Source organism: Methylotuvimicrobium alcaliphilum 20Z (genome assembly GCF_000968535.2).
GTDB lineage: Bacteria > Pseudomonadota > Gammaproteobacteria > Methylococcales > Methylomonadaceae > Methylotuvimicrobium > Methylotuvimicrobium alcaliphilum.
This window is the reverse complement of the sequence record NC_016112.1, coordinates 895,747-916,644: the sequence shown is the minus strand read 5'-3', so window position 1 is coordinate 916,644 and position 20,898 is coordinate 895,747. Positions and strand designations below refer to the sequence as shown.

Here is a 20,898-nt window from a genome sequence, read left to right as displayed (position 1 = left end):
TGGATTTCATTCGATTAATGGGCAACCCGTCTTCCGCCATGGAAGACAGGCTTTCGAGGCGAATTAAAGACCGGCACAGGGTACGCTATGCGTACCCTGACAAGCCCACCAATGCCAAACAAGCGCTTATGGTTTAATCCGGGTAGGACTCGGCGCTTAACAGCATGAAGGTACGCGCAGCGTACCCTACAACTATAAGAAGTATGAGCGCAGAACATGGGAACAATGCAAAACCGGCGGAACCCTAAGGACAATCACTCGATAAAGCCATGAAACCATGCAATTGACCGTACTCGACCCGTTTCGTTCGAATCAGCCGTTTCCCCCGCTATATAAAGCCCTCGAAGAACCTAACGGCTTACTGGCGCTAGGCGGATGTTTATCTACCGAACGCCTGCTCAATGCCTATCGAAACGGAATATTTCCGTGGTACAACCCCGGCGAGCCTATCCTTTGGTGGTCGCCCGACCCCAGATTGATTTTATTTCCGGACCGGGTGAATATCTCCCGAAGCCTTGCCAAAACCTTGCGTAAAGGACTATTCACCGTTACATTCGACCGTGCCTTCGATCAAGTCATGGCTTGCTGCGCCGAGCCGCGCCAAGCGTCTTCAGGGACTTGGATCACCGATGAAATGATGCAAGCCTATCAAGACCTACATCATCAAGGCTTGGCTCATTCGGTAGAAACTTGGTTCGACGGCGAACTGGCCGGGGGCTTGTACGGCGTCGCGATCGGCCAAGTTTTTTTCGGCGAATCGATGTTTCACAAACGAACCGATGCCTCCAAAGTTGCCTTCGTGACCTTGGCCAGACAATTAAAACAATGGGGCTATCGACTCGTCGACTGCCAAGTACAAACTCAGCATTTGCTGAGCCTGGGCGCCGAGGAAATCCCCCGCTCCGAATTTTCCGCGCAGCTCAAACGCTATTGCCCGGCAAAACCTTCGACAGACGCATGGCAAAACTGACGACCACGATACCATTGTTTCTTTCCGAAAAGCATTCGTGCAGTTATCTGGACGACCGGATTGCCTGCTCGGCATTCGTGCATCCTTCCTTCGAGCTCAACAACGCCTTCTATTCACGCTTGATCGAACGAGGCTTTCGCCGTAGCGGCGATTATGTTTACGCCCCTCGCTGTCCGCAGTGTCAAGCCTGCACCCCTGCCCGGCTTCCGGTAGCCCAATTCAAACCCAAACGCAATCAACAACGATGCTTAAAGAAAAATCAAAACACGCAAACCGTCATTAAACCGGCTCGGTTCGAACAAGCGCATTACGACCTGTATTTGCGCTATCAAGACAGCCGCCATAGCGACGGCAGCATGGCGAAATCAAGCCCGGAGGAATATTTAAATTTTTTGGGCAGCCGCTGGTGCAATACTTTTTTCGTGGAATTCTTGATTGACGAACAATTGATCGCAGTCGCGACTATCGACCGGCTAGATAACGCGCTATCGGCGGTCTATACCTTTTTCGACCCGGACTTCTCGCATTTAAGCCCCGGCATGTATGCCGTGCTCTGGCAGATCGAATGGGCCAAGCAATTGAAACTGGACTGGCTGTATCTGGGCTTTTGGATCAAAGATTGCCGAAAAATGGCCTACAAGATCGAATACCAACCGATAGAACTGCTGATCGATAATGTCTGGCAAGCGTTCGATTTTAGCTGCTAAACCCGGAATATTAAAGGTGGTATCCTGCGGGTCTTTATCGATAATTTCGATTTGCACATAGATTCCAACCGTAGGCAAAGCCTAGCAGGACGGGGTTTGCAACCCCGTCCTAAACGTTTTGACTTTGGCCGAAGTTAGCCGAAATGTTTAGGGCAAACCGAAACGTTGGGGACGGGTTGAATAACCCGTCCCGCAGAAGGCAAAGCCCGGAGGCTACGCTGCGCGTACCATGGCAACCCGAACTAATATTTACATTGACTTTCTCAGATAATAAGAGTAATAGACTACTTAAATCGGATGAAAATAAATGCCGTAATGGTATTTACATAAAGCAATAAAGGAGATCTGTTATGAAACTCAAAAGCGTAATCGAAGCAGCCCTATTCGCAATCATCTTAGGGCTAAGCAGTACAGCGTCGGCAACGGAGCAACCCTACCCCGAAGGATGCTATAGTTGGGATACGGGTAATTTGTCGATAGCAATTAATATCCCTCGCCTGGTGAGAGTCAATGTAGGTTTACCGGGCGCGGGTCTTTTGGGAATGGAGCATAGTTTTACTTGGGGTGGCGATTATTTTATGCCGCTACCGCTTTTAGACTTATTACAAAATTTCGGAGGAGAGGATATCGAGGTACCCGCCGGATTTAACGGCACATGGGAAATGGCAAGAGGCCGGAGATTTAGTGTTGATGTCCATGATATGGACGAATTGGCTGGAATGCTTGACGAATTTGGATTACCGTACAATCTGACAAAAAGATTCAACGGCAACGTTTCCAACGACGGCAATGTGATCAGAGGCAATTTTTTACTGGGACTTACTGTTCCAATGCAAGACCTAGGAATGCCCGGCAGAGCACGAGTAAGAATCGCAGGCCGATTCACAGGTGAAAGACAATCGCTACAGCCTTGCCCCCAACCTGTTTCGGCTAGCGCCGCTATACAAGATGATCAGGAAGACCCTAAAAACACCAAACCCTCAACATTCGGTCAAATATTTATTAAAATGCTAAAACAAGCACAAACAATGGCCAAGTAGACCCAATACCTGGCAGGCTGCCGGAACAACAACCGGCAGCCTGATAATACTCCACAAGCAACCCAACGATTTTCTAAAATACCGTTAAGGCAAAGCTATGTCCCTCCCCTTCCAGGCTCAGTGCCCCCCCTGCTGACGAGCCAATATTTTTCCACCCAATACAGCCCTACCTGCAAGAATATATACTTTTCGCGCTTCAAGTTTCAGCAACACCTAAATAAGCCATGATTTTGAATCATTGCCAATGATTTATGGAATTTAGGTACTGGGAGGCGTCCTGCCAAGCGAGTCACCGAACCGTCACAATGCGTAATGCTTGTAGATGCTATTTTACGCATATTCCTAACGGCCAAAAAATTACCGCTTATCCCGCTCGATCAATGCATAAGCCGAGTGATTATGAATCGATTCGAAGTTTTCCGATTCGACGATATAGGCGCTGATCCTCGGCTCCGCTTCCAACCGGGCGGCGACATCGCGCACCATGTCTTCAACGAATTTGGGATTGTCGTAAGCGTATTCGGTGACATATTTTTCGTCGGGGCGTTTCAATAAACCGTAAATTTGGCAGGACGCTTCTTGTTCGGCCAGGTCGATCAACTCTTCGATCCAGATGAAATCATTGATCAGTACTGTCAACGTCACATGAGAACGTTGATTGTGCGCGCCCCGGTCCGAAATGGTCTTGGAACACGGGCAAAGACTGGTGACCGGAACAACAACTTTGATGCGCGTTTGCACTTCGCCGCCGGCAATTTCGCCGATCAAGCTCACTTGATAATCGAGCAAGCTGCGCACGCCGCTGACCGGCGCGGCTTTGTCGATAAAAAACGGAAATTGCATTTCGATATAGCCCGACTGTGCATCCAGGCGCTGCACCATTTCTTCGAGCATCAAACCGAACGATTCGACGCTGATTTCGCGGTCGTGTTGATTCAAAATCTCGACGAAGCGCGACATATGCGTGCCTTTGAAGTCGTGCGGCAAATTAACATACATATCGAATAGACCAATCGTGTGCTGTTCGCCGACCGACCGATCCTTGACCCGTATCGGATGGCGAATCGCCTTGATGCCGACCTTGTCGATCGCAATACGCCGCGAATCGGCAATGCCTTGTACGTCGACGATGGCATTTTCCGAAGTTGGGATGTTTGATTGATTGTTCATCGATGAATTCCTTGAAATAAATATTGATAGCCCGGATCGGTTAAACTTTCGACACCTCATTGCCGCAACGCGTTCATTACGGTTTCGGCCAGGGTCTTGATATCGCCGCCGGCGATAAAAACCAGACGCCCTCGGTTATCGACATTCTCCCGCAGCGGCATCGGCGCCGGCGGAAACAAATGGCCGGCAATGCCGTGGACCGCCATCGGCCCATCGTGTTCTTCGGTAAAAATCACGCCCTTCACTCTGACGATATGACTTTGCGGGTCGCTGAGCAGTATTTCAAGCACCGCTTGCAAGCGCGCCCAAGCAACCGGCTGTTCCAGTTGCAATGACACGCTATTGAAACCGTGCTCGAGTAAATCACCGGACCGAGGTTGAGCAATCGGGCGAAATAAGCTGCCGAACTCGAGTAGCGCCTCCGCCAAACCTGCGTCTTGTGCCGATTCGAGATGCGCAATCGACGGCGCCAATTCGTTCAGTCGGTTTTGCACGCGTTCGACTTGCGCCGCCTCGGCCAAATCGGCTTGGGTCAGTACGAGCTTATCGGCCCAGACGATCTGCGCTTGAGCTTCGGGAAAGCGCGTCAGATAGGTTTCGGCGGCCAACGCGGAAACGGTTGTAATCATGCCTTGATAACGATAGCGCGGCGCCAGCCAGCGTTCGTTCAACAGCGTATCGAGAATCGGCTCGGGACTCGCCACGCCGCTGGTTTCGATAAAAATACGGCTAAACGGTTTGACCGGCTTTGCATCGTAGGCCATGCGCAGATTTTTTAACATCGGCGCCAACGAGCCGCGCACTTGGCAGCATAAACAACCACCCGACAACGTCGTTAACGGGATCTTATGCTCCGCGAGCAATTCTTGATCAATCGGTGTCGAGCCGAATTCGTTAATGATCACAGCCGAATGCGGTGCGGCGCGGAGCAGATGATTTAATAGCGTCGTTTTGCCGCTGCCGAGAAAACCGCTCATCACGATCACGGGTATCCGTTCAATCGTTTTCGAAGAAACCATGATCAACCGGCACTCTCTGCTAAATAAGGACGTCCGCAGGCATGCGCACGGAAACGTTCGCTATCGGTCTGCCCTGCACCGACGTCACCAACCATAAAATTAGCTAGGCCAAGGTTGTAGAAGCGGTCGTAATAATTTTGCAAATCGCGTTCGATGCGGTGATCGAAAAGCGGCTGAACAACTTGTGCCGTTCCGTTGTACCGCTCGACGACCGTCCCGTTTTGCACGGCCAACCGGCCGTTTTTGAACAACAGTTCGGCATCGGCAAACATCGCCGCCTTATCGGCTTGTTCGCGGTATACGGCAATGTCGGCCACGGCGCCGGGCCGCAAATGCCCCCGGTCCGGCAAGCCTAGCAAACGGGCGGCGGCGGTTCGGGTCATCACGGCGATGTCATAGAGTGTAAATTCTTTGTCGAGATCCTTCAGCAGACTCATCGATACCGCTTCATGATTCAGTTGTTCGAGGCATTGCAAGCGGTAATCGCGGTCCATCAACAGGCGGATCAGGTAAGGATACATCGTAAACGGCGCGCCGTTCGGATGGTCGGTCGTAAAAAATAGGCGCCACGGATCTTCGGCCAACAAGAAGATTTCCAGGCCGATCAGCCATTGCAGACTGTTGACGAAACTCGTTTCTTTGTAACGGTAAGGCACGACGCCGCCGCTGCCTTCGCATTCGGCATCCCAAGCGATCCATTTATTCGGCGAAGCATCGTTCCTGCGGCTGTATTGCGCGATCACATCGCCGGATATCGTAACGGTTTGCCCGAACAAAACCTGGCCGACGTCCATCGTGATGTTCGGATGCTTTTTGAAGCCGTCGATCAGTTTTGCGGCCGCCGACGAAAAGCCCCGGTCTCCTTCATTGCCATAGCCGTAAAATTGAATGTGCGCCAAATGCATCGGCAGGCCCTGAGCCGCTTCCATCGTTGCTAATGCGGTATCGACATTACCGGGTATGCCCAGATTGTTGCAATGCACATGCACCGGATGCGGAATTTCCACCTCGCACGCGGCACGCTGTAAGGTTTGCAAAATATGACGCGAGCTCACGCCGTATTCGGGAACGACGTCGTCCAGATCGAAACTGCGGGCATTGGACTTGAATGCATTCGCTCCGCCGGCATTGATGACTTTCAAGCCGAGGCAACGCGTCGAATGTAAGGTCCAGGCGACGTAATCGTTGATTTGCGCCTGAGACGCGCCGCTCCGCATCAAGCGCAACAAATAATCGTCGTTACCGAGAATCGCGAGTCCCGCCGTGTCGATGATCGGAATGTCGGCCATCTGCAAATGCGCATCCAAAGCATTGATCGGCAGTATGGCCGGTTCGACGACGGTGGTATAACCCATGCGGGCATAACGGTAACCGGTTTCGGTCGCCGACCAGCGGGAGGTGCTGAACCGGTGACCGAGTTTGCGTGCCACGAAATTGCGGTGTTGTTCCGGCAGCAGCAACCGCGCGGTATTGACGTTTCCGCCGGCGATATGACTGTGAATATCGATCGCGCCGGCCATGACCACACGGCCGGCGATGTCGTAATCGGCATCGATCACGGCTCCGGCTTCCGGTTTGTCGACGATGACGCCGTCTCGGAAATAAATATCTCGAATCTCGCCATCGAGCGCTTGCGCAGGATCGTAAACCTTCCCGCCTTTGAGTCGAATCAGCATGGTGTGAATTCCTTAAATGATTGCTGAAGAAGAAATCAAGGGTTGAGTCATTTGGTCAAGCATCGTTATACTGTGCATTATTTTGTACGTTTTATTCATAAGGGTAACCATGAAACAAGCAAACTTCACCGAAATTCGAAACCACGCAAAAATGTATTTCGATATCGTCGAAGCCGGCGAATCGGTTCGGGTCCTACGTAACGGCAAACCCATCGCCGACATCATCCCGATCACAGCGGATTTACCTTCTTGGCGACGTCGAAAAGCCCAACCCTTAGTGCTCGATGGCGTTTCGATCAGCCGGATGATTATTGAAGAGCGCGAAGCCGGGCTGTAGATCGACTTTAATCATGCGCGTATTTTTCGATAGCTCAGCTTTTGTAAAGCGCTACATCAGCGAGCACGGAACCGATAGCGTGTTGCAATGGTGCGACAAAGCAACAGAAATCGGTTTATCCGGCATTGCCTTGCCGGAAATCATCTCGGCATTTTGTCGTTTATACCGTGACAACAAAATCACCGATGTTCAATACCGACAACTAAAATCGCTTTTAATGGCCGACATCGAAGACGCAGCGATTTGCGATTTGTCTCCGCAAGTATTGATGCATGCCGTTTCCAGCTTGGAAAACAACACACCTCGAGGAATGGATGCCATACATATCGGCAGCGCCATCGTCTTGCAAGCCGATGTTTTCATTTCCTCCGACAAACGACAGATCGCCGCCGCCATTCAAGCAGGCCTGCGCGTAGAGCAGGTTTAAAGCTTGGCCTACCTTTTTCACGGCATCAATAAATTCCCCTCGAGTACGACGATCGCTTGCATAAAACCGATGCCTAAGGCGAACACGAACGATTGTCCGCAAAGATTGCGTAGGCTCGAATGTTCATGCAATACCGGAATGAAGTCGGTCGCGGCAATATAAATAAATCCCCCTGCTGCTATCGGCAGCAGCAAAATCAACGAAGCCTCGGCAAACTGCCCAAGCAGCAGAGTAAACACCGCACCCATGACCACAGTCAAAGAGCAATAAAAGTTATACAGCACGGCATCTTTAGGGCTATATCCGCCGTAAACCAGTGCGCCGACATCGCCTATCTCCTGCGGTATTTCATGAACGACGATGGCAAGCGTCGTAGTCAGCCCGATAACGGGATCCACCAAAAAACTGCCGCCGATTAAAATACCGTCGACAAAATTATGAACCGCATCGCCCATCAAATTCATCTTCGCCATCGGCTTGATCGAGTCGTCGGCAAATACGGTATGGTCGTGACGCCAACGTACGATTTTCTCGAGCACGAAAAACAAAAACACGCCGGCCAAGGTCGTCAAACAAACCGTGGCTATCGACCCTTGGCGTTCCGCCGCATCGGGTATCAAATGAATGAAGGCGTCGCCCAATAAAACGCCGACCGCCAACGCGATCAGATAGGGCAGCAGCCGCTTGAGCAGTTGCCGGTCCAGGTAAAAAACGAAAGCACCGCTCAGGGATACGAGACTGACCAGTAACGATGCGCTCAGCGTATAGAAAATGACTTCGGCAGATATCGGCATACGGAGTTACGCTACGGCAGGAACCCGGCATTCGTCCATCGCGTCGATAAAGGCCTGCTTCGGCAAATCGCGCCCGATGAACACCATCACACTTTCACGTTTTTCATCCGCCGACCAAGGTTTACCGAAATCGGCATTCATCATCATGTGCACGCCTTGATAGATGATCCGGTTTTCCTGGCCTTCGATCTGCAGGATGCCTTTGTAGCGCAACAAATCTTCGCCGTAGACTCGCACCATGACATCGAAGAAAGCCATGATCCGGGCCGCATCGAAAGCGCGGTCGCTACGATAAACGAAAGACGAAATGTCATCGTCGTGTTCGTGAGTGACGTCTTCGAGAAAATCCGGCTCGACCTCCAGAATCGCCTGCAAATTAAATCCCCGGATGTCGAGTACTTCGTCGATGTCGCAAGAACCGAAATGGACATGCCGAATAGGCGCCCGCGAATTCATCGCCCGCAAACGGTTTTCGAGATTTTCAACCTCTTCAGCGCTTACCAAATCAGTTTTGGATAATAACAAACGATCGGCGAAACCCACTTGCTCTTGCGCCTCGTGATGGTCGTCAAGCTGGTTTGAGGCGTGCTTTGCGTCAACCACGGTCACGATCGCATCAAGCGTGTAAAAGTCGGCAATATTCCGGTCGGCGAAAAAGGTTTGCGCGACCGGTGCCGGATCGGCCAAACCGGTCGTTTCGATGATCACGCGATCGAATTCGGCCCCACCGGCCGTGCGTTTGTCGGCCAATTCGCCGAGTATGCGCACCAAATCCCCGCGCACGGTACAACAAATACAGCCGTTGTTCATTTCGACGATCTGCTCTTCGCCTTGAATCAGCAAGTCGTTATCGACCCCCTCCTCTCCGAACTCGTTCTCGATCACGGCAATCCGGTGACCGTGATCCTCCGATAAGATGCGGTTCAGCAATGTCGTTTTCCCGGCTCCGAGAAAACCGGTCAAAATAGTTACAGGTACGGGATTGAATGCGTTCGCTTCGTTCATGATTCGGCTCCATGGGGCTGTTTGTATAATTGATCGGACGCTATAAGCGGCGCGCTGACGACTTCAACACGATCACCGCTCACCCTATTGTAAAAACAACTGCGCCGCCCAGTGTGACAGGCAGGCCCTTGTTGGTCGACTTTCAGCAACAAAGTGTCTCCGTCGCAATCCAAATAAAATTCTTTCAGCATTTGAATTTGCCCCGAGCTTTCGCCTTTGCGCCACAATTTCGCCCGCGACCGGGACCAATAACAGACGTGCCCGTGCTGCAAGGTTTCGAGTATCGCATCCCGATTCATCCAGGCCATCATCAAGACTTCACCGGTATCGTATTGTTGCGCGATCGCCGGCACCAAGCCTTGTTCATTGAACGGCAGACCGGTTAACACGTCGGCCCACGGAAGCGCCTCGCCTACATCACGATTTTCGTTTTGCTCGATCATGAATGCAGCATTTTCTTTGTCGATTCTTGTTGCGCCTGCCTGAACCAACCCAATACGGCTTTTCGGTGCTCTATGCCGTAAAGTTGCTCGAAGCGCCGGGTTTCTTCGCATCCGGCATTGCTCAATATGGCAATCCGCTCGCCGACAAACGGCTCAGTCAGTGCAATATTGCAATCGACGGTGATGCAATGGCGCCATTCTTGGTAGGTAGACGGTATACCGTTAAGAACGAGCATAATATAACTTCGACAACTGGTTGAAGGGGGGGCGGTGGCTCGATTGAAAGGTGTCGGCGGCAGGGATAGCCGCCGTCAAGCCTACATGGAGGTATTCACGGCGTCCTTTCAAGCGAGTCACTGAACCGCCGCAAAGCCTATTACTTGTATAAGTCATTGTGTGCATATTCCTCAGTAAAGTTCATTAGGCAAAATCCAATGTCAATAACAGCCGTCGCGGGCAATCTTCGCTCGGATTCGGCGAACGGTGCACCGCGCCGTGCTGTTCGTTCCCGGCCCAATTGCTGCCTTTCAGCAGACCGACCGAAAATGCGGGCATTCGATGAATCGAGGATTCGTCCAAAATTACGCCGGCTTGCCTATCGTTTAAGCCATACGTATTGATACCCAATTTGGCGCGGTCGACCGCTCGGTCTTCGAGCCATTCGGTACCGATACCGCCGTAAGTCGAGACCATGCGGCACGGCACATGATCGACATGGAATTTCGGGCACATCGGCCGGTCGAGGGTTCGCAAACGCAAGCCGACGCGCTCGAGCTCGAATAAATCGCAAAACAGCGTCGTCAGCATCGCCGCGTCGCGATAAAATTCAAGATAGCCGTCGATAGTCGATGCATGAGGAATCAAGCCGCTAAAATCGAAATCGGCGATCGAAAGATTATGAATCTCGCTGATTTCTTGAGGGCTTGCGAGCAATGAATCGATGAACGACTCGATACGCGGATCGATGCTTCGCTCGATCACGCATAGGTTGACTTCATCCTGATAGATTCTGCTTAAATCGGCCAAATCGTCGGACTGAACCGCTTCCGAATAAGGCGCGCGAAATAGAGGTTGGGCTAAGGCGGACATGATTTACCTCGTTCAATACATGACTTCTTCGACTTCCGTTGCAGCCGTTTCCAGCCAAGGCGGAAAATCGTCTTGATAGTGTTGCCAAGCTTCGGCTCCCGCCGCGAGCTCTTCATCGGTCAATAAACAGGCATCGAGCTCGCGCCGAGTTTGTTCGGCATCGACATTCTGTCCGATGAACACCAATTCCTGGCGACAATCGCCGAACGGCGGCTGCCACTGCGCTTCGATATCAGATTGATAGGCTTCGGGCCATTCGCTTTTCGGCACTGAAGCCCACCAGCGGCCCGCGCAGCCGTGCTGCATGATGCCGCCGGCTTGCGACCAGGTACCGACCCATTCGGGCCGCGACGCGAGCCAAAAAAAGCCTTTCGAGCGCAATAATGTCCCGTTATTCCAATCGCCGTAGTGCAGATAGTCATAGAAACGCCCCGGATGAAACGGACGGCGGGCATGATAAACAAAACTGGCGATGCCGTATTCTTCGGTTTCGGGCGTATGCGCCCCGCGCATCTCTTGGAGCCAACCGGGTGCCTGCGACGCTTTGTCAAAATCAAATCTCCCGGTATTCAAAATTTTGGCGAGCGGAGCTTGTCCCATGATCATCGGGATAATTTCCGCATCGGGATTCAAATGCGTCAGTATTCCGGTCAAATTGGCCAGTTCGTCGCGGCTGATCAGATCGACCTTGGAAATCAGAATGACATTGCTGAACTCGATTTGATCGACCAAGAGATCGGCGATGTTGCGTTCGTCGTCCTCGCCCAATTCGGCTTCGACTTCCTTCAAGGATTGGGCTTCCATGTAATCACGCATGAAATTGACCGCATCGACGACGGTCACCAAGGTGTCGAGCCGCGCGACATCGGATAGGCTCCGGCCTTCTTCGTCACGAAACGTGAAGGTTTCGGCAATCGGCATCGGTTCGGCAATACCGGTCGATTCGATCAATAAATAATCGAAGCGGCCTTCGCGAGCCATTTGTCCGACTTCGACTAGCAAATCCTCGCGCAGCGTGCAACAGATGCAGCCGTTGCTCATTTCAACCAGTTTTTCCTCAGAACGGTTGAGTTCGATCTCGTTCTTGACCGTCGCGGCATCGATATTGACTTCGCTCATGTCGTTAACGATCACGGCGATCTTGAGGTTGTCCCGATTGGTCAAAATGTGATTGAGCAGAGTGGTTTTACCGGCCCCTAAAAACCCGGACAAAACCGTTACTGGCAACTTGGATGGTGCGTCTTCGATAAACATTGGGAAGGTCTTTGTATTGAATTAATTGTTACAATATAACATATCTTTAAGATATCGCAATTTCAGTGTCGCTATAACAAGTCGGAAACCAAATCGATACCTTATCTCAATATTTGGTTTCAGGCTTGAAAGAGCCGCTCTCCCAAAAGCTGAGTCCTTTGAAAGCATGGACCGCGACAAAAGGCGCTTGCGCCGCTTTGAGCAACCAGTCGGCGGGAATCACATAATAATGGAAATCGTTGCCGTCCTTTCCGATAAAGGTCATCAAACCGACCAATTCGCCCGCTTCGTTAAAAATACCGCCGCCGCTGGCTCCTTGCATGAAACCGGCATCGATTTCGAGCACATGACCGGCACGATAGGGATGAAAGGCAACGATCGAGGCCGGCCTGGAGCGCATCCCTAAGGCGAAAGGATAGCCATACATGTAAACCGGCGTTCCAACCGCGAAGTCTGCGGATAAAGCCAGCTTCGCAGCAGGTAAAGGAATGGAATCGGTTTCGAGAATACAAGCATCCAATTCCGTCAGGGCCGCCTGTTTCAATACCGGATAAGCATGGCCCGATTTAAATAAGACGATTTGCTCCGCATTTCGCGTGACATGACAATTGGTCGCAACCTTGCCCGGCGCTATAATGACGCCGGATCCCATATAAGTTTTTCCGGCTGCATCTCGGGCGATCACTTTGACGACGCTGAGCGAAAGTTGCATGTCGGGCTCTATGGCACAAGCCTGGGACGAGCAAAAAAGCCCGATTGAAAACCAAAATAATCCGACACTTCGAATCCGGCTCATTTTTCCTCCCGGCTAGCGTACACGAATAGAACTCGGTCAACTGCTTCGCGACCTATCTGAAATTTTTTACCGCAATAAAGTTTAAAGTCAATCGAATTAGTGTTATTTACTGTGAAAGATCGTAAATTTGGATTAATTATCTAATTTTTCGATATGCAAAACTCCGTTCTGGCAATGCCGGTTCCGGAGAGGGGGCGATTGCTCGATCGACAGGCGTCGGCGGCAGGGAGCCGCCGTCGAGCCTACATGGACGTATTTACGGCGTCCTGTCGGGCGAGTGACCGCACCCTCCACAAACCTCGCACTTTCATTTGCCGGGCTCTTGCCAGGTCTTCATGAACGTTACTGTAACAATCATCAAGTAGATTTTCATTTCCCTATCCGAGCTCAACCCCAAAATCGCTTTCAAATGATTTCCCCCCCTCCCCCTCCGAATGAATCACTCTCCTGAAACCCGCTAATTCCTTAATTACGTTATAATATCGGCTCGTTTTTTCCAATCAAAAGGCCCAGTCATGTCTAAAACCAAATTATCGATCCTATTACCGGTACTTTCGGTATTCGCTACTCAATTGGCCGGTTGCAACACGCCCGCACCAAGCAAAGGCGATCTGATGATAAAACAAGGCGGTCCATTCATCGAAGCCGGCATTAAATGGAATGAAGGCAACCGCCTGGTCAAGGACGGCAATAAAAGAATTGCCGAAGGCCGCGATACGATTAACGAAGGCAAGAAAATAATTGCCCAGGGCGAACTTCAGGTCAAAGATGGCCAAAACATGATCGAACAAGGCAAAAAACTACTCGAGGAAGGCGAAATGCTTTACCAAACCGGTCGACCGCAAGAAAGCGCTTATCCGTCTTACCCGGCGCCCCAACCTGCCGAGTCGATCGAAGTCTTTCCGTTGTCAGATTAATAAATCCCTGACAGCATGGGCCGAAACTTTTGGCCTTCACTGTTATGATAAGCATCTTCAAGTGCCGAAAAAGTCTCTGTCTCCCGGCATTGTTGCTTGTTTCTTGCAACGGCATCGCCGCTACGACACCTGAAAGCGAAAGCGGTTTTCAAGCCATGCTGCGCCGTCTGCTGCCGTTCGACGTCTTCGAACCCGATACGCCGGACATCGTCATTTCAGGCGTCAGCAGCGGGCAAAAAGCCAATGTGCGCGCCTTCTTGAGCCTATCGAAAGAAGCTTGTGACGCTCCACAATGGCGGATCAATCGCTTGTTCGCGCAGTCCGACACCGAAATCGACAAAGCGATGCGGGCGCTAGGCTACTATCACACCCGCGTCGAAAAAAACCTGGGCTTCAATGAAGACTGCTGGCAGGCCGAATTCAAAATCACCCGAGGCCCGCCGGTGCGCATCGAAGAACTCGCCATAAGCGTCTCGGGGGAAGCGGAATTCGATACGGCTTATAACCAATTGCTCGCAGGGAACCCCATTAAAACCGGTAACATTCTGCACCATGGACGCTACGAATCGTTCAAAAGCAGTTTTCAATCGCTCGCCCAGGAACGCGGCTATTTCGACGCCCGCTTTATGAAAAGCGCGATCAAAGTCGATACCGAACGCAACAGCGCTAATATTATTCTCGACTTCGCTTCCGGACAGCGTTATTTCTTCGGCGAAGTCAAGATTGACCAAGACATCCTGAATCCGGACTTCGTTCAGCGCTTTATCCCGCTTGAAGAAGACGAGCCTTATTCAAGCCGAAAACTGGCCGACACCTACAACAATCTAACCGCAGGCGGTTATTTCAGGACCATAGAAATCCGGCCTCGTATCGACGACGCGGTCGATTTAAAAGTGCCGGTCGACATCGCGCTCTATCCTCAAAAGAAACACAGCTACGAAGTCGGCGTCGGTTACGACACGAATTTCGGCCCGCTGTTCAGCTTAGGTTATACCAATCGGCGGCTAAATAGGCGCGGACACACGTTCAACGCGGCCTTGGACCTGTCGCCAGTGCTGTCGACCGCGGAAAGCCGTTACAACATTCCGCTGCAACAACCGACCAGCGACTTTTTCAGTTTCGGCGCGGGATTCAAGCATGAAGAACCGGATACATTCACTTCGAATATGTTCAAACTATCGGCACAGCGTCAACGCATAGCCCCGAGCGGCTGGCAACAAATCGGCTTTCTGGATCTCGTTTACGAATCGTTCCGATCTGCCGATGTCGATGTCGATAGCAGCGCCTTGCTATTGATACCCGGCGTTCGCCTGCAATACACGCGCAGCAACTCACCGTTCAGACCTACCGAAGGTTATCATTTGAATTTTTCCCTGGCCGGTGCGCACGAATCGGTAGTCTCGACTCTGAGTTTCGTGCAAGCCGGCGCCGGCGCGCGATTCATTACCGGCGTGCCGTGGTCCGGGCGCTTCATCATGCGCGGCGACGTCGGCGCTAGTCTGGTCAGCAACTTCGACGACTTACCGACGACTTACCGTTATTACGCCGGCGGCGCGCAATCGATACGAGGCTACGAATACAAAGAACTCGGCCCGACCAATGCGGCCGGACAGGTGATCGGCGGCAAGATGCTGTCCGTGCTGAGCCTCGAATACGAACAATTCATCGGCGATCAATGGGGTGTCGCGGCTTTTGTCGACGGCGGCAACGCGCATAACGATTTCAGCGATATCGATGTAAAAATCGGCGCGGGACTCGGCGTTCGCTGGATATCGCCGGTCGGACCGGTGCGAATCGATTTCGCGGTGCCTTTTCATGAATCGGGTTCGTCGTTTCAGGTGCATTTCTCGGCAGGATCGCAGCTGTGAACGCAAAAGCTTTTTTCAAGGCGCTCGTGCTGACGCTGAGCGGAACGCTGTTGAGCCTGCCGATCGCACTGTTGGCGATACTCGGCACTGAACCCGGCAGCCGCTGGTTGATTCAAACCGTGATCAGCGTCACCGAACTCGATGCCGAAATCAAGCGCATCGACGGCACGCTGCTTGGCGAGCTAACCCTGAACAAACTCGTCTATCGTAGCGAAACCGAACAAGTCACGCTGGACACATTCGTTTTCGGCTGGAAGCCTTCGGCATTATTGAGCGGCACGCTGCATATCAACAGGCTTGCAGCGAACGGCTTATCGGTCGAGATAACAGACGAAGCGCCCGAGCCCGACGATGACGAGCCTTTTTCGATGCCGAACATTCCTTTGGCTATCCTAATCGATGATATCGACTTGCAAGCGACGCGTTTCCGAAGCGGCGAGCAAGACATTGCGATCGACCACTTTCGCCTGCGCGCCGCCTTGATCGATAATACGTTGCGCCTGACCGGCCTCGCGCTAGAAATGCCGGAGGCAACCGTTTACGGGCGCGCGGAAATCGAACTTCAACCGCATTTTCCGTTATCGGCGCAATTGGCCTGGCAATTGAAACTACCGGAAACGCCGGCGATTGACGGTGAAATGACGGTGCTGGGCACGCTAAAGGAACTCATGCTGACGGGCCATGCCGAAGGCCCTTTTCGGTTTTATCATGAAGCCCGGCTCAATTTGGCCGAAAGTGTGCCGGTTTTTTCGGTCTCCGGCCGCTGGCAACGATTGCAATGGCCGCTGGACGGCGAAGCCGATATTGCGAGCCCGGAGGGTGAGTTCACGATCGACGGCAACGCGGACGATTACCGTATCGATCTGGCCGCACAACTGTCGGCCGAGCAGGAATCGTTTGCGTTGCAATTGGCCGGCTATGGCGATAGCGATTCGTTGACGCTCGAACGGTTGGAACTGGCGCCGAAGCAAGGCCGCCTTACGTTGGCGGGCCGTGTGATATGGGCCGACGAACCGATCAGCGTGAATTTGACCGGCGACTGGAAAAAACTTCAATGGCCGCTCTCCGGCCCTCCCCAGGTCGAAACCGACCAAGGCCGTTTCGATTTGAGCGGAACCTTGGACGATTACCGAATCGATCTGACCGCCAAGCTGGCAATGGAACAATTACCGCCGTTCGACGTGCTTTTCAATGGACAAGGCAGTACCGAAGCGATCGATATACATCAACTGTCTCTACGTCCGAAACAAGGACGGCTGGATCTGAAAGGCAAAGTTTCGTGGCGCGACGCGATAGATTTCGCGCTGGACCTGAATGCCCAACAGCTCGATCCGGGCGACTTTACGCCCGACATCAGCGGCTCGTTGAATCTTCAAGCCGCTGCATCAGGACGCTTTGCCGAAGAACAATTGACCGCCACGCTCACTATCGAAAAACTGCACGGCACGCTTTTCGATAGCCCGATTCAAGGTCATGGCAAACTGGCTTTCGCCGAGCAACGCCTTACCATAGACCAACTGCTGCTGCAATCGTCCGAGAATCGCCTTACGGCCGACGGCATTCTGGCCGAAACCCGCTCCAATCTCGATTTTTCGATCGATGCACCCAATCTCGCGGCCGTTTGGCCGGGACTTTCCGGCTCGATCAAAGGCAGCGGCACCGTACGCGGCAATTACCTGGCCCCTGCCGTCAAAGCTCAATTGAATGCCAACAAACTAAGTTACCAAGATTTCAGTATCGGCCTGTTGACGCTGAATCTCGACTATGCCGAAGCCTTGGGCCAACGTTCGCAACTCGACCTGGTTTTGCAAGGCGTAGAGTTGGACGGGCAAGCGATCGATGAATTAACGCTGCAAGGCTCGGGATCGTTAAACGATCACCGGTTCGACGCGAAATTGAGTTCCGAAATCGTCAAGCTCGATACCGTACTCAACGGCAGTTTACGAAATCAACGCTGGCTTGCGACGCTGGAACGTCTTGACATCGACCAAGCGCAAATAAAGCAATGGCGACTCGACCGGCCTTGGCCGATTCGGCTGGATTTCGCCGGCGACGATATCGGTGTCAACCTGCCGCAAAATTGCCTCGTTCAGACCGGTGCGGCGATCTGCCTGAGCGCCGACGGCTCACTAGAGAGCCGCCTGAACGCCACTGCCGAATTGCGCAATATCGACTTGGCCATGATTAAACCGTGGTTGCCCGAAAACTTGAGCCTCGACGGTGCGCTCAATGCCAACGCCAATTTCCTGAAACGAGGCGAACGCCTGACGGCCGATGCCGGCGCCACGGTCGTAAATGCATCGCTACAACTTTCCCGAGACGGCGAGAAACCCCTTATTTTTGCTTTATCCGAAACTCGGCTGAAAGCGCAATACGGCGATGAGCGGCTCGATGCCGAGTTGAGAATCGGATTGACCGGCCGGGACTTTATCAGTGCGCAAGTCAAAACCGCACCGCTCGCCGCAACAAACGCACAGTCTTTGACAGGCAACTTGCAAGCATCGATTGCCGACTTAAGCCTGATAGATCAGTTAGTGCAGGATATCGAAAATCTCAAAGGCCGGATCACGGCCGATCTGACCCTCGCCGGCGACACCGAACGACCGGCACTCAGCGGCCTGCTGCAACTCAGCAATGCCGAACTCGATGTGCCTGAAATCGGCATTCATCCGCACAACATCAACCTCAGATTATCGGGGCAGCTGGGACAGCCCGAACAGTTGACCTTGTCCGGACGCATCGATTCCGGCAAAGGATCGCTGTATCTCGACGGCACCTTCGATCTGAATCCGGAAGCCGGTTTTCCTGCTGAACTGACGATCACCGGCAGCGAATTCGAAATAGCTCGCTTACCCGAAGCGGAAATTAGCGTATCGCCGCGCTTGACGGTTAAACAAAGTGAGGCATCTGTTCAGGTCACCGGCGATGTCACCGTCGACAGCGCCGAATTGAAGCTAGTCGAACTACCGGAAACCGCGATTGCACCCAGCGCCGATGAAATCATCATCGGTCGGGAAATCATCGAGGAAGTAGAGACTGCCTTGAACGTACAAACCGATATCGGCATCTTGTTGAGCGAACAGGTGCGTTTCTCCGGCTACGGCATGGATACCCGGCTGACCGGCAACCTCCGTTATACTTCCTCGCCCGGCACGCAACGCATGCAAGGCCGAGTTGCGATGCAAGATGCGAGATACAAGGCTTACGGACAAGATTTGACGATAACCAGAGGCGAATTTTTATTCAACGGACCGGTGGACAACCCTTGGCTAAACATCGAAGCAACGCGTAAAGCCATCGGCGAAGATGTAACCGCAATATTGACCGTGACCGGGCCGGTCAAATCGCCGCAAACCAAAGTATCGAGCCGGCCGCCGATGCCGGAATCCGATGCGCTGGCCTATCTGCTGACCGGCCGTTCCTTGCAACGTACCGGCGAATCGCAAGCCAACATGCTAGCCAAGGCCGCAATCAACTACGGCGCAGGCGAACTTTCATGGCTCAGCAACCAGCTAGGCTTCGATCAGTTCGAGGTCGAGGAAGCCCAGCGCCTCGAAGACACCGCAGTGCGCCTCGGCAAATACATTAATCCCGATTTATATCTGGGTTTTTCATTAGGCCTGTTTTCCAATACCTATGCCGTCATTTTGGAACAAACATTGACTCAACATTTTAGTCTGCAGACCCGAGCCGGGGAATCGCAAAGGATCGATTTAAAATACCGGTTGGAAAAGGACTGATTACTACTAAAGGTACTGTTATGAAAAAGACGTTACATGCGTTGTTCATCCCGCTATTCGTCCAACTGCCGGTACACGATACCGACCTGAATCGAAAACCCGTTAGTGTCTGGGAAGACATTCGCGAAAAAGGCAAGCTAATCGTTTTGACCCGCCACGCGCCGACGACGTATTACCACGACGACGCCACGCAACAAGGTTTCGAATACGAACTGACGCAGCAATTGGCACGGTCGCTGAATATCGACGTCGAATACAAGGTCTACGACAACACTTTCGACATCATGGCAGCGCTGGCGGCCGGCGAAGGCCATATCGCCGCGGCCGGATTGACCCCTAGCGAGTACGGCGCGAAACATTTCCAGTACGGGCCGAGTTACAAAACGGTCGAACAACAGGTCGTTTGCAACAAACGCAGCAAACTGCCGAAGACTAATGAAGACCTGTTGAATCATTCACTGCTGGTCATTACAGACAGCCGTAGCGATGAAAAACTCTCCGAAATCAGGCAGCAGCACCCTGAACTATCATGGCAAAGCACCACGACGTTATCGACCGAGCAAGTTCTCGAACAAGTCGCCAACGGCGCAGTCGATTGCACGGTCGTCGAATCGAATATCGTTACAGTCAACCGCCTGCATTTTCCTAATCTAATCAACGCCTATACGCTATCCGAAGAAAAACTGGCCTGGGCATTGCCGAACAATTCCTCAACTCTCAGGCAATACATCGGAAATTGGCTCGCGCGCATACAAAGCGACTCGACGCTAAAAGCGATTAACGAACGCTATTACGGCTACGCCGAATTGTTCGACTACCATGATGCTGCGGTTTTTTTGCAACGCGTCAAAAAACGCCTGCCCAAATACAAATCTTATTTCAAACAAGTCGCGGCCGACTACAACATTCCATGGACATTACTGGCAACTCAGGCTTACGGTGAATCGGAATGGAACCCCGACGCGAAAAGCCCGACCGGCGTACGAGGTTTGATGATGCTAACCAACAATACCGCAAAATCGCTGGGTGTAAATGACCGGCTCAACCCCAGACAAAGCATCCGGGGCGGTGCGAAATATATGCAGCAATTGCTGAAAAGAATTCCTCAAGAAGTTGCCGAAGAAGACCGCATCTGGTTCGCGATGACCGCCTACAATATCGGCATCGCCCACCTGTACGATGCACGCGAACTGGCCAAAAAGATGGGCAAAAACCCGAATGTCTGGGCCGATATCAAACAAGTGCTGCCGCTGCTGTCGGAAAGGCGACATTTCAAAAACCTAAAATACGGTTATGCAGCAGGCAAGGATTCGGTTAAATACATAGACCGCATCCGGCTATATCACGACCTCCTGCGCAAAACGGAAACACCGGAGTCGGTTTAACCTAAAAAGAGCAGTTGGCATGTGTTGTAGAACGTTCGTGCTGAGTAAAGTCGAAGCATGAAGGGTCTACAACACGTTCACCGGCCTGGTGAAGCCTCAATCTACCGTTCACCCTTTAACATGGCTCTCCTGAGCGTAACCGAAGGGCTCAGGGCGAACGGTAGTTTGAGACTCTCAACTGCTCTTTTTAGGTTTAAGATTTCGTGATTATACTTTTCGCACTTCAAATTTTGGCCGTACCCGTGGAGGCGCCGAAGCGTT

At 52.3% G+C, this 20,898-nt stretch carries 19 protein-coding genes; 9 read left to right on the top strand and 10 right to left on the bottom strand.

Annotation, left to right across the window (positions count from 1 at the left end):
- Positions 1–277: 277 nt before the first annotated feature.
- The 3 genes from aat to MEALZ_RS04025 all read left to right on the top strand — a co-directional run bounded on the left by aat (position 278) and on the right by MEALZ_RS04025 (position 2,717).
- Entirely contained in the window at positions 278–970 is a 693-nt protein-coding gene (gene aat / locus MEALZ_RS04035; RefSeq protein WP_014147329.1) for a leucyl/phenylalanyl-tRNA--protein transferase, read from the top strand.
- The gene (locus MEALZ_RS04030; protein ID WP_014147328.1) at positions 958–1,677 is read left to right on the top strand and encodes an arginyltransferase; all 720 of its coding nucleotides are present in this window, start codon (positions 958–960) and stop codon (positions 1,675–1,677) included. Before aat ends, MEALZ_RS04030 begins: the two co-directional genes overlap by 13 nt.
- Positions 1,678–2,027: 350 nt before the next feature.
- Positions 2,028–2,717 (top strand): hypothetical protein, encoded by a 690-nt coding sequence (locus tag MEALZ_RS04025; RefSeq protein ID WP_014147327.1) that lies wholly within the window; start codon positions 2,028–2,030, stop codon positions 2,715–2,717.
- 357 nt (positions 2,718–3,074) lie between these two features.
- Here MEALZ_RS04025 and folE2 read toward each other — a convergent pair whose 3' ends face one another.
- From folE2 to MEALZ_RS04010, 3 genes are read right to left on the bottom strand one after another with little or no spacing between them, the layout of a single operon-like run.
- Positions 3,075–3,887, bottom strand: a complete 813-nt coding sequence (gene folE2, locus MEALZ_RS04020) for a GTP cyclohydrolase FolE2 (protein ID WP_014147326.1) — start codon at positions 3,885–3,887, stop codon at positions 3,075–3,077.
- 56 nt (positions 3,888–3,943) lie between these two features.
- On the bottom strand, positions 3,944–4,906 hold the full coding sequence (locus MEALZ_RS04015) for a CobW family GTP-binding protein (protein WP_014147325.1): 963 nt from the start codon (positions 4,904–4,906) through the stop codon (positions 3,944–3,946).
- Between the two features lie 2 nt (positions 4,907–4,908).
- Positions 4,909–6,582, bottom strand: coding sequence for a formylmethanofuran dehydrogenase subunit A (locus MEALZ_RS04010; protein WP_014147324.1), 1,674 nt, complete (start codon positions 6,580–6,582; stop codon positions 4,909–4,911).
- A gap of 109 nt (positions 6,583–6,691) precedes the next feature.
- Here MEALZ_RS04010 and MEALZ_RS04005 point away from each other — a divergent pair, with 109 nt between their 5' ends.
- Together MEALZ_RS04005 and MEALZ_RS04000 are read left to right on the top strand one after the other, a co-directional pair.
- Positions 6,692–6,919 carry a type II toxin-antitoxin system Phd/YefM family antitoxin gene (locus MEALZ_RS04005; protein ID WP_014147323.1) on the top strand — a complete coding sequence of 76 codons (228 nt, stop codon included), beginning with the start codon at positions 6,692–6,694 and terminating at the stop codon, positions 6,917–6,919.
- Positions 6,920–6,932: 13 nt separating this feature from the next.
- Entirely contained in the window at positions 6,933–7,346 is a 414-nt protein-coding gene (locus tag MEALZ_RS04000; RefSeq protein WP_014147322.1) for a type II toxin-antitoxin system VapC family toxin, read from the top strand.
- 17 nt (positions 7,347–7,363) lie between these two features.
- On the opposite strand, the gene MEALZ_RS03995 is transcribed toward MEALZ_RS04000, so the two are convergent.
- From MEALZ_RS03995 to MEALZ_RS03965, 7 genes are all read right to left on the bottom strand, one after another.
- Positions 7,364–8,140, bottom strand: coding sequence for a ZIP family metal transporter (locus tag MEALZ_RS03995; protein WP_014147321.1), 777 nt, complete (start codon positions 8,138–8,140; stop codon positions 7,364–7,366).
- A gap of 6 nt (positions 8,141–8,146) precedes the next feature.
- Positions 8,147–9,145, bottom strand: a complete 999-nt coding sequence (locus MEALZ_RS03990; protein ID WP_014147320.1) for a CobW family GTP-binding protein — start codon at positions 9,143–9,145, stop codon at positions 8,147–8,149.
- Entirely contained in the window at positions 9,142–9,588 is a 447-nt protein-coding gene (hisI, locus tag MEALZ_RS03985; protein WP_014147319.1) for a phosphoribosyl-AMP cyclohydrolase, read from the bottom strand. Before hisI ends, MEALZ_RS03990 begins: the two co-directional genes overlap by 4 nt.
- Positions 9,585–9,824, bottom strand: a complete 240-nt coding sequence (locus MEALZ_RS03980) for a hypothetical protein (protein WP_014147318.1) — start codon at positions 9,822–9,824, stop codon at positions 9,585–9,587. Before MEALZ_RS03980 ends, hisI begins: the two co-directional genes overlap by 4 nt.
- 184 nt (positions 9,825–10,008) lie before the next feature.
- Positions 10,009–10,677: a DUF1826 domain-containing protein gene (locus MEALZ_RS03975; RefSeq protein WP_014147317.1), complete on the bottom strand. Its 669-nt coding sequence runs from the start codon at positions 10,675–10,677 to the stop codon at positions 10,009–10,011.
- A 12-nt stretch (positions 10,678–10,689) separates the two neighbouring features.
- Complete coding sequence (zigA, locus tag MEALZ_RS03970; RefSeq protein WP_014147316.1) at positions 10,690–11,931, bottom strand: zinc metallochaperone GTPase ZigA; 1,242 nt, start codon at positions 11,929–11,931, stop codon at positions 10,690–10,692.
- Positions 11,932–12,037: 106 nt separating this feature from the next.
- A complete protein-coding gene (locus tag MEALZ_RS03965) occupies positions 12,038–12,643 on the bottom strand; it encodes a S1 family peptidase (RefSeq protein ID WP_017842439.1) in 606 nt (201 codons plus the stop codon).
- A gap of 599 nt (positions 12,644–13,242) precedes the next feature.
- Between MEALZ_RS03965 and MEALZ_RS03960 the strand changes: the two genes are divergently transcribed.
- Genes MEALZ_RS03960 through mltF form a run of 4 tightly spaced genes read left to right on the top strand, consistent with a single transcriptional unit; the run spans position 13,243 to position 20,637 of the window.
- Entirely contained in the window at positions 13,243–13,644 is a 402-nt protein-coding gene (locus MEALZ_RS03960) for a hypothetical protein (protein ID WP_014147314.1), read from the top strand.
- A gap of 44 nt (positions 13,645–13,688) precedes the next feature.
- On the top strand, positions 13,689–15,512 hold the full coding sequence (locus MEALZ_RS03955) for an autotransporter assembly complex protein TamA (RefSeq protein WP_014147313.1): 1,824 nt from the start codon (positions 13,689–13,691) through the stop codon (positions 15,510–15,512).
- Positions 15,509–19,252: a translocation/assembly module TamB domain-containing protein gene (locus MEALZ_RS03950; protein WP_014147312.1), complete on the top strand. Its 3,744-nt coding sequence runs from the start codon at positions 15,509–15,511 to the stop codon at positions 19,250–19,252. The genes MEALZ_RS03955 and MEALZ_RS03950 overlap by 4 nt, the downstream gene beginning before the upstream one ends.
- A gap of 20 nt (positions 19,253–19,272) precedes the next feature.
- Positions 19,273–20,637 (top strand): membrane-bound lytic murein transglycosylase MltF, encoded by a 1,365-nt coding sequence (gene mltF / locus MEALZ_RS03945; protein ID WP_014147311.1) that lies wholly within the window; start codon positions 19,273–19,275, stop codon positions 20,635–20,637.
- The last annotated feature ends 261 nt before the right edge of the window (positions 20,638–20,898 follow it).